General features: G+C 35.7%; 8 protein-coding genes. 3 read left to right on the forward strand and 5 right to left on the reverse strand.

Going from position 1 to position 10,068, the window contains the following annotated elements; genetic code table 11:
• Window positions 1-13 precede the first annotated feature (13 nt).
• Window positions 14-1,267, reverse strand: a complete 1,254-nt coding sequence (locus O970_RS04605; protein ID WP_024495979.1) for a restriction endonuclease subunit S — start codon at window positions 1,265-1,267, stop codon at window positions 14-16.
• Window positions 1,264-3,843 (reverse strand): type I restriction-modification system subunit M, encoded by a 2,580-nt coding sequence (locus tag O970_RS04610; protein ID WP_024495980.1) that lies wholly within the window; start codon window positions 3,841-3,843, stop codon window positions 1,264-1,266. The genes O970_RS04605 and O970_RS04610 overlap by 4 nt, the downstream gene beginning before the upstream one ends.
• A gap of 947 nt (window positions 3,844-4,790) precedes the next feature.
• On the opposite strand from O970_RS04610, the gene O970_RS04615 reads away from it, so the two are divergent.
• The gene (locus O970_RS04615) at window positions 4,791-5,492 is read left to right on the forward strand and encodes a Bax inhibitor-1/YccA family protein (protein WP_024495982.1); all 702 of its coding nucleotides are present in this window, start codon (window positions 4,791-4,793) and stop codon (window positions 5,490-5,492) included.
• A 61-nt stretch (window positions 5,493-5,553) separates the two neighbouring features.
• On the opposite strand, the gene gloA is transcribed toward O970_RS04615, so the two are convergent.
• Together gloA and O970_RS04625 are read right to left on the reverse strand one after the other, a co-directional pair.
• Window positions 5,554-5,958: a lactoylglutathione lyase gene (gene gloA, locus O970_RS04620; RefSeq protein ID WP_024495983.1), complete on the reverse strand. Its 405-nt coding sequence runs from the start codon at window positions 5,956-5,958 to the stop codon at window positions 5,554-5,556.
• 37 nt (window positions 5,959-5,995) lie between these two features.
• Complete coding sequence (locus O970_RS04625; protein ID WP_024495984.1) at window positions 5,996-6,475, reverse strand: outer membrane lipoprotein; 480 nt, start codon at window positions 6,473-6,475, stop codon at window positions 5,996-5,998.
• A 483-nt stretch (window positions 6,476-6,958) separates the two neighbouring features.
• Between O970_RS04625 and seqA the strand changes: the two genes are divergently transcribed.
• Together seqA and pgm are read left to right on the forward strand one after the other, a co-directional pair.
• Window positions 6,959-7,492: a replication initiation negative regulator SeqA gene (seqA, locus tag O970_RS04630; RefSeq protein ID WP_024495985.1), complete on the forward strand. Its 534-nt coding sequence runs from the start codon at window positions 6,959-6,961 to the stop codon at window positions 7,490-7,492.
• Window positions 7,493-7,496: 4 nt separating this feature from the next.
• A complete protein-coding gene (gene pgm / locus O970_RS04635) occupies window positions 7,497-9,137 on the forward strand; it encodes a phosphoglucomutase (alpha-D-glucose-1,6-bisphosphate-dependent) (protein WP_024495986.1) in 1,641 nt (546 codons plus the stop codon).
• Window positions 9,138-9,582: 445 nt separating this feature from the next.
• Here the strand turns inward: pgm and O970_RS04640 are convergent.
• Window positions 9,583-10,068, reverse strand: a 486-nt coding sequence (locus tag O970_RS04640; protein WP_036562659.1) for an IMP dehydrogenase, incomplete at its 5' end; no start/stop codon positions are given.

A 10,068-nucleotide genomic window follows, 5' to 3' on the forward strand; every position in this document is an offset into this window, starting at 1 on the left:
TGCTTAACTCCTTTTATACAAACATTTCGTTTAAATAAGCTTGTTTGATGTTTTTTAATTTATTTAGTTTTTTCTGTTCTAGGGCGATTTTGTCATCAAGTAATTTAAAGAAATTACCGATTTTGGTTTGTTCCAAGGTTATTGGTATGCTTATATATTGATTAGCTAATTCACTTTTATTCAAATTTCCAATTGCACCGTTACCACCAGCCACATAAGTATTAAGAAATTTCCTATACCAGTCTGAACTCATTATAGCATTAGTAAAAAATGGTTGATTTGACGTGGCTAATAACATAAAACCACCATGAACAGCTTTTTCATTATTAGTAATTTTTATTAATGCATGCTTTCCTACCAATCGACTAGATCCATTTGCCGATGTGATTAAAATATCGTTTTCTTTTACTAAAGAAATACTTACATAACTCTGATCAATAAAAATATCATCATCTCTTAAAATAAATTTATCGCTATCAATATTTGAGGAACGTAAAATTCTTACTCCATTTAAAACTAAATTTGAAGGGGTATAAGTTAAACCTCTTCTTATATTAGCTAAATTTTTAAATTGAGTTATAGACCAATCTTTTTTAAAGCCTAAGAATCTATAACGTGGTTTTAATTCCCCCTCATTTGGAAACATTTCCGTCAGATAGGCTAATTTTAGGGTTTTGGCTTTTTGTAATTTTTTTTGTTGAGTCGTAATAAGGTGATCTAGTTTTTTAAAGAATTCGCCAATTTTTATTTGTTCATTTTTTATTGGAAAAATTAAGTTAACTTCTTTAAGATCGGAATTATGTATATGTACAACTGTTTTTCCCTGCGCTCTTTTAATTAATTCTTTACGTTGGTTTCCATTTGAAAGTGATAGTGCCAAAAAAACAGAATTAAGTTGAGTCTTTGGTTTTAAAATATTTAAATCTCCGCCTATTATTAAAGCTGATTGTTCTATAAAAGAAGCCCGTGCTATGTCCTCTGATGTTTCTCCAGATGCAGGTACAACTACCTCAACTCCTGTGCTAAATACAGCGGAATTAATTTTCTGGTCGACGAAAGTATCTACTGATTTAATTATAGTTTCATATTTTGTATAGAGTCTGCCATACAATATAATAGGTATCCCATATTCCCTAAGGTCATTTTTAGAATACCCATTACCTTTAGAAAATTCTGCCATGACAGATAACTTATTAGTCTGCCATTTACCTGTATCCTCAAACCCCTTAAACCGCCGTTTAGGAATTAATTTTTTACTTTCACTCATTGCGTGACCACCAGCTCTTGCATCATTGCTTGTAACTCGGCTTCCAGTTGTTCGATCTCGTTATCAATCGAGGTTAAAGTATCTTGATAGCGTTCGTTTAACATTTGTAGGGTTTTTAGCTCCGCTTTAATCGGTTTTTCAATTAATTCGCCAAGTAATGCAATGGTATTACCAAACCACTTTTTGTACATTAACGTGTCAATTTCTTGGTCGGTGAGATGTAAAATTCGTTCTTGCACGGCTTGTTTGAGCGCGTGCTCATCGGCTTTGATCTGTTTGCTTAATGTCGATTTTTGATTGATTAATCTATCAACTTTTTTCAGCAGTGCATAGGATTCGCTATCTTTGGCTCTATTTTTTAACTCTTCTTTGAGTTTTTTGTTATCAAAGCCATCTAATGGTTCATCATCTTCGTTCTTCTTCAATGATTCATACAGCGCTTCGTATTCAATGCTATCTTCAACTTTGGCCGATTCAATGAGATCGGCAAGTTCACCGTCAAGTGCTTGGATTTGCTGTTTATTATGGTCGATATGTGCTAAGTCATCGGCGAATAATTCACTGGCAATAAGTTCGCTTGGCATCAAACTACTAATAAATCCATCTTGTTCAACCCGCTTTTTGGTGCCACTGCCTTTAGCCACCATATTGGGGATACGGCTGCGTCCGGCAGTATAAAAATCGGTTGCCGCAATAATTTCACTGTCATGTAATAAGGCGTTTTGCCAAATTTCGGCAATGATTTGATACCCATCGTAGATGTCAATATGGTTAAACTTGGTGAGTAAGATTTTTATATCGTCTAACATTGATTCCATAAGCGGGTGAATTTGTTCTGGATCATTGATGGCGATGATTTGTGCCCAATATTGATCAATATAAGCTTGAGTTTGCTGTGCTAATTGCGCTGATTGTTCAATAATGCGTGAATCGTTTAAGATTTTATCGCTTAATTCATTAATCGTTGTGTTTAAAACAAAATATTGTGGTCGCACCGGCGCTAATGCTGCTTGCAATAAATCGGGCGTTGTGGTGTGGATAACCGTAAGTTGTTCTAGATTTTGTTGTGGTATTCCGCCTAATAAATGCCCTTCAACATCGTGGGCAATGTCATTATCAATGGACTCAATATAACGGGGAATATTGAGGTTATAGTCATTGGCAATAATTTCTTGGCGATGGGCTAAATGGCTATAACCCGCTTGCTCTTGACGTGAGACATAAGTATCGACAATTTTGGCGATGTCTTTTTCTTGCAAGACATTTTGTTTACCGACTTTAATAAAGGTGTTTGAGGCATCAATAATTAATACGGGATCGGCAATGTGTCGATTCTTTTTTAAGACTAAAATAACGACAGGTATCCCTGTGTTGGTAAAAAGGTTACTTGGTAAGCCAATGACGGTATCAATGTAGTTTTTTTCCAATAATCGTTTACGGATTTCGCCTTCTGCTGCACCTCGGAATAAGATCCCATGCGGTAATACGATAGCCATGGTACCAGTTTGCCCTAAATGGAATAAACCATGTAATAGAAAAGCAAAGTCGCCTTTAGAATCTGGGGGTAATACACCAGCGAGCTCAAAACGGGGATCGCTCACTTTTAATCCGGCACGATTCCAATTTTTTACCGAATAAGGGGGATTCATTACCACCGCATCAAACTGTACCCCTTCACTCGGGTGCTGCGGATCTTCTGGCCAGTCATGGGTTAATGTATCGCCATTTCTAATGGTCATTTTATGGGGTTTGACTTCATGCAGTAATAAATTCATACGCGCTAGATTGTAGGTAGCCGTATTTTTTTCTTGACCGTAATAGGTTAAGCTTTGCTGTACCTCTTTGGTAAGATGTTTTCTAACGGTAAGTAGTAGTGAGCCAGAGCCCACGGTAGGATCATAGATAGAACGGATATTTGAGGTTTTAGCCGCAATTTGCGCCATAACTTCACTCACTTGGCGCGGCGTATAGAATTCACCGGCTTTTTTACCCGATTCCATAGCAAATTGACCGATCAGGTATTCATAGGCATCACCTAAAACATCGCCTTTTTGCAACGCGACCATATCAAGATCGGCAAATAATAAAATCAACGCTTTTATATTTTTGCTGCGCTCATGTAAATTACTACCAAGAGCGGTATCGGTTAAATCTAAGGTTGAATTGGAAAAGAGATGTTTAAAGTCATCGGCATCTTTGCTATTGGCAATTGAACGCTCAAAATGATTTAAGCTGTCGATCACTTTTTGTACTTCAAAATGACCTTGATTAATATCGTTAATCCAAGTTTGGTAAAGGTGCTGAGGTAAAACGTAATAACCCAGCGTACTTTGCAGTATGCTTTCTAATTGAGGACCGCTTGCAGCCATACTTTGATAATAGTTGGCGATAAGTGCTGATTCGGTGATCTCGTCTTTAGTGATTAACATTTTAAATGCGGCTAAGGTTTTATCGCTTAAAAATTTATAAAACATTAAACCTAACATATAATCTTTATAACGACTGGCATCCATCGAGCCACGCAACTCATTGGCGCCATCCCATAACCGACGTTTAATTTCTTCAGATGTAATCACTACTTATCAACCTCATTCGTTAATTTTACTGTTGGCATAAAAACAGAGTTATTTTTTTATCGTTTTTATAGCTAACTTTAGTTGCGCTGTATTTTAGCGATAATTAGTTTTAAATCCTAGTGAAATAAGTAAAAATCTTAATTAATAGAAATAATTATCAAAAATAGTTGAACGGGATGTGTAATTTAGGATTTAGTTTTTTAGGTTAAACAGAGAACGTCGCTTTATAGTTTTTAGTCATCGCTTGGGCGTCGATTATCTAGCATTTTTTAGAGATATCTTTTTAATCAGATATACCAACTTCTAGCTGTTATTATATTAATATGCATTAAGTATCTATGATTTTTATTAATTAAATTTCTTTTTGTCCAATGTCTGAACATTTTTACTTTTTTGCTAAATTAAGGTAGGCATATTTATATATTAGTCACTTTAGCGCTGACGCTTAAATCACTATCCTTATTTTCTAATGCCTTATATTTTCTCTCTAACTAAGTTATTGATCATTGTTATCTGATAGGTTGCTATTATCTTGGATTTATCCTTATATGTGTGACGTATATAAAAAAATTGTTTTAGCTTAACTTAGGTGGAAGTCCTTTTTATAGCGTCTTTTGGGATATGGAAAATATCCAACTTGCCTTTGTATATTTCGATACTTTTGGAGAAATAATTCACTATCTTCAATTTAATATAAATTGTGTCAACGTGATCGTGTTCGTGGTTGTCTATCTGGTTAACAACAGTTTACTAGATAATGACCAATATTACGCATTTTTAAAGATTGTTATTGGTAAGTCTATATTAATAGATTTTTTCAAGAACTGTTTCTATGAAGATAGGTATGATATTCGGTTAAAAATATATTTTTGGTATATATAGTATATATTCAAATATCATGGCATAATTAAACAGTTTATTCTGCTAATAAGCGAGGAGAATTTCAGATGAATAACAATTATTGGTCAAATGGTTCTATTGTTGAGAATGCAAACCAACGCATTCAAACTTATATGAATCATGTTTATGGTTGGATGAGTGTTGGGTTATTATTGACTGGCTTAGTTGCTTGGTTTGCATCAACCAATGTAGCATTGTTACAAATGTTATATAAGGGGATGTGGGTATTAGCCATTGCTCAGATTGGTATCGTTTTTGTGCTTTCTGGTATGGTGAAAAAGCTTTCAGGCAGCGCCGCAACCGCCTTGTTTATGGTTTATTCGGTTTTAACTGGATTAACCTGTTCAATTTATCTACTTGTTTTTACCGGTGAGTCGATTGCTAGTACTTTTTTTGTTACGACAGGTATGTTTGCAGCATTAAGTGTGTACGGTTATAGTACCAAACGAAACTTATCAGGATTAGGTAGTTTCTTATTTATGGGATTGATTGGTATAGTTCTAGCATCACTTATCAATTTTTTCTTAAAAAGTGAACCATTAATGTGGGCAATTACCTATATTGGGGTGTTTGTTTTTGCGTTATTAACGGCCTATGATACACAAAAATTGAAACAATTTGGAGAAACCGTATCGACTGATGATGCTGATTCATTCCGCCGTTATGCTATTATTGGTGCATTAACTTTATATCTTGATTTTATTAACTTATTTATTATGTTATTAAGAATCTTAGGTGATCGACGATAACGATTTATCTTGGATAGTTGATATAAAAAAACCGCCATCTGGCGGTTTTTTTATATGCTATTTAACCAAGCGCATTATTAGCTTGGTTATTTTGGATTAATTCGATTTTATAACCATCAGGATCTTCGATAAAGGCTATGATTGTTGTTCCTCCTTTAACTGGGCCAGCTTCACGTGTCACTTTCCCACCGGCTTTTTTGATCGATGTACACGTCATCGCAACATCATCAACGCCTAATGCAATATGACCAAAAGCGTTTCCGTGATCATAATGATCAACACCCCAGTTATAAGTTAACTCAATAACAGCGTCATGCTGTTCACGACCATAACCAACAAACGCTAAAGAATAGCCGTATTCTGGATTTTCATCTGTACGTAATAGTTGCATACCAAGTACTTTAGTGTAAAAATCAATCGAGCGATTTAAATCGCCAACACGAATCATGGTGTGAAGAATTCTCATCGTTATCCTTTTTGTTATTATTTAATTAAAAAATCAATTAACGTGGTGCAACAATAATTTTATTACCGTCTGTAATGATACGTACCGCCTGACCAACATGGAATTGGTTAGGTGAGGCTTTTTGCACAACGACTATATTTGAGCCATTTTCTTGGCGAACTTGGATTTCTAAGGCGTTGGTTTGGCTAAGCCCATCTTCAAGCTTGCTACCAGCAGCCATCCCAGCAATTGCTCCCGCAGCTGTTGCTAAATGACGGCCACTACCACCGCCAATGGTATTACCTAATAAACCACCAAGTACCGCACCACCGACTGACCCTAAAAATCCAGATGTACTACCGTCACTGTCCGCATTAGTCTGTATTTTTACTGCTCTTACTGCAGTAATAGTTCCATAATTGACGAATTGAGCCTGCTTAGCTTGGTTACCTGTATAGACATCTCCAGAATAAACATCTGAATTTGTACAGCCAGAAAATAACGCTGCTATTATAGCTAATGCAACAAACTTCTTCATAATTTCATCCTCATTGACTTATTCCATGGTTGAATAAGAGTAGATTATCAGACTTTGCCCTAGTTTTTAAACTATCTTGTCTAATTATTCTTAATCTTATTCATGTTTTTTAGTATACTCTTGTTAAATCGTAAATGGAGTTACTTTTTCATGAAGATTTTGAAAATAGTACTATAGTTAATAACAATTTGATTATATTGAGTATTAACTAATGAACGTTTAACTTTATGTGATAGCTAGGGAACAATAATGGTGATTTATTTTAGCTACCATTGTTTAAGTTATTTTATTGGTACTTAACTATAAAAGCAGTGTAATGAATGATAACCGATTAATGGTAAAATGTTTCATCGTCGTATACTGATGATTCATTCAGCTATCATTAGTAAATATCATCATACAGAATAAAGTTGAATGTAAGACATAGATAATAATACATAACGATTTAACGACTTCTTTTTAATTAGATTTAAGCGAATATATATGAAAAATATAGAAATTGATGATGAACTTTATTATTACATTGCCCGCCAAACTCAGCATATAGGAGAAAGTGCTTCAAGTATTTTAAGACGTTTGTTAAATATAGAAGCAGAATCACAGATGGCAGCGATAGCCATAAATCCAGAAATGAAGCCAAGATCGAGTCGTGATGACTATGGCATTATTAATGAGTTGGTTGAGAGTGATGCATTTATCAAAGAAACAAAAAGCGTCAATCGTTTTTTATCTATATTAGCCGTATTACATGCATGGAATAGTTCTCGCTTTTCTTTGGCTGCGGCATCACTACATGGTAGTAAAAGGCGTTATTTAGCCATTTCTGAAGCAGCCTTACTTGAACACGGAAAAACAACAAAACCAAAAGCGATCAATGGTACCTCTTACTGGGTTGTGACTAATAATAATACCGCAAGAAAAAGCTATATTATTGAATCCATTATGAAGAACATGGATTTCCCCTCTGAGATTATTACCCATGTTTTAGAACGTTTTATAGTTAAAAGTGGAGTATAAACACGTGAATCCGCTTATTAACCGTGCTGGTTCTTTAGCACAGGTTCATGATCTGATTAATGTTGATATGTTAATTGGTGATTATTATGATATTCAACCCGATATTTCACACATTTATCAACGAGTCAATTTCGGTACATCTGGTCATCGGGGATGTGCGAGTCGAGGTACATTTAATGAGCTGCATATTTTGGCAATTGCCCAAGCGATTGTCGATGTTCGTAAGCAATATCAAGTAACTGGGCCGTGTTTTATTGGGAAAGATACCCATGCCTTATCTGCGCCAGCTATGCAAACCGTATTAGAAGTTTTTGCTGCTAATGGTATATTGACCATTATTGCTGAAAATAATGGTTTTACGCCGACTCCAGTAATATCTCATGCGATAATTACTTATAATCAACAGCACTCTAATGCTTTAGCTGATGGTATTATCATTACCCCTTCACATAATCCCCCCCAAGATGGCGGTATTAAGTATAATCCTACGCATGGAGGTCCAGCTGATACCATGCTAACTAAAGCTATTGAGCAACGCGCCAATCAATTACTCGAACAGCAGCTAGCAGAAGTAAAACGTATTGCGTTAAAACAAGCGTTGACCAGTGGCTTTGTACATCAAATAAATTATGAAAAGGCCTATATTGATGATTTAAATAATGTAATTGATATGCAAGCGATTGCTGATTCTGATTTGCATATTGGCGTCGATCCTTTAGGGGGGGCTGGGAGCCGCTATTGGTCTATAATTGCTGAACAATATCGATTAAACTTAAATGTTGTTAATGACAAGATTGATCCGACTTTTGGCTTTATGCATTTAGATCATGATAGTGTGATTCGGATGGACTGTTCAAGTGCTTATGCAATGACAGGTTTGCTTAAATTAAAAGATAAATTTGATCTTGCCTTTGCTAATGATACCGATTTTGATCGGCATGGGATTGTCACTCCAGCCGGATTAATGAATGCGAATGCCTATTTAGCCGCAGCGACGGATTATTTATTACGTCATCGCCCCGAATGGTCTAAAACTATTCAAATTGGTAAAACAGTGGTGACTAGTTCAATGATCGATCGCGTGACAACGTCACTTGGATACTCGTATCAAGAATTTCCGGTAGGATTTAAATGGTATGCTGAAGGATTATTTAGTGGTCAATTAGGTTTTGCTTGTGAGGAGAGTGCTGGTGCTGCTTTTTTGAGAAAGAATGGTCAAGTTTGGACAACAGATAAAGATGGTATTATCTTATGTTTGTTGGCGGCTGAAATGACCGCTAAAACAGGCAAAAATCCACAACAACATTATCATAAACTGACCGAAAAATTAGGAACCGCTTATTATGGGCGTATACAAGCATTAGCTACCTTTGAAGAAAAACAAAAGTTAGCTAAATTAGATGCTAAACAACTTAAAACCGAAATGTTAGCGGGCGATCCGATTAAGCACTGTTTGACACAAGCGCCAGCTAACCATGCAGCAATAGGTGGTTTAAAAGTTATTACCGAAAATGGCTGGTTTGCAGCCAGACCTTCTGGGACTGAAGAGGCATATAAAATATACGCTGAAAGTTTTATTAGCGAGCAGCACCTTGCCCAATTGCAAGCTGAAGCACAAACTTTAGTGTCATCGGTAATAAAATAGCGTAGGGTAGAGAGGGTTAAATATAGAAAAAGCAGAAGTGAACTGTTTCTGCTTTTTTGACTTTATTGGTTAAGCCTTGAACCTGCGTTGTTTAGCGTGAGGAAATAAGGCTTAAACACTGCAATTGTTTTACTCGTTTAAGTTGATGTACGTTGTTATTCTACCTATTACTTAATAACCATAATGCATGTATCGCTATAGTTTGTAAAAAATAGGCATGAAACATAAAAAATTCTCTCTATAATTAGCCGTAGTACACTTCCTCATCTTTTAGCGTTGGGAGAATAACAGTGGTATATGGGTAGGGTAATGCTTTATTTTTTGATAAAGTTAATGATTAAACTTAGCGCCCAATATTATTACTGGTTTATTTAGCATTGTTGTAAGTAATAAAAAACCATAGATTAACTTTATCTATGGTTTGATACTTTTAGGCTGGAATAAATTAAGCTAGACGTTGGTAATTAGGCGATTCTTTAGTAATAGAAACATCGTGCACATGGCTTTCTTGAATACCAGCACCAGTAATACGATTAAATTTAGTTTTGGTACGTAATTCCTCAATAGTAGCACAGCCCGTTAATCCCATACAAGAGCGTAAACCGCCCATTTGTTGATGAATAATCTCTTTTAAATAGCCTTTATATGCAACCCGACCTTCAATCCCTTCTGGTACCAATTTATCGGCTGCATTATCAGATTGGAAATAGCGATCGGAAGAGCCTTTAGTCATTGCACCTAAAGATCCCATACCACGATAAGATTTATAAGCGCGACCTTGGTAAAGTTCAATATCTCCTGGTGCTTCTTCAGTGCCTGCAAACATCGATCCAACCATCACGCAAGAGGCGCCAGCTGCAATCGCTTTGGCAATATCGCCAGAGAATCGTAATCCACCATCGGCAATGACGGGAATATGATGTTTTTTTGC

Source organism: Candidatus Schmidhempelia bombi str. Bimp, assembly GCF_000471645.3.
GTDB classification, from domain to species: Bacteria; Pseudomonadota; Gammaproteobacteria; order Enterobacterales; family Orbaceae; genus Utexia; species Utexia bombi.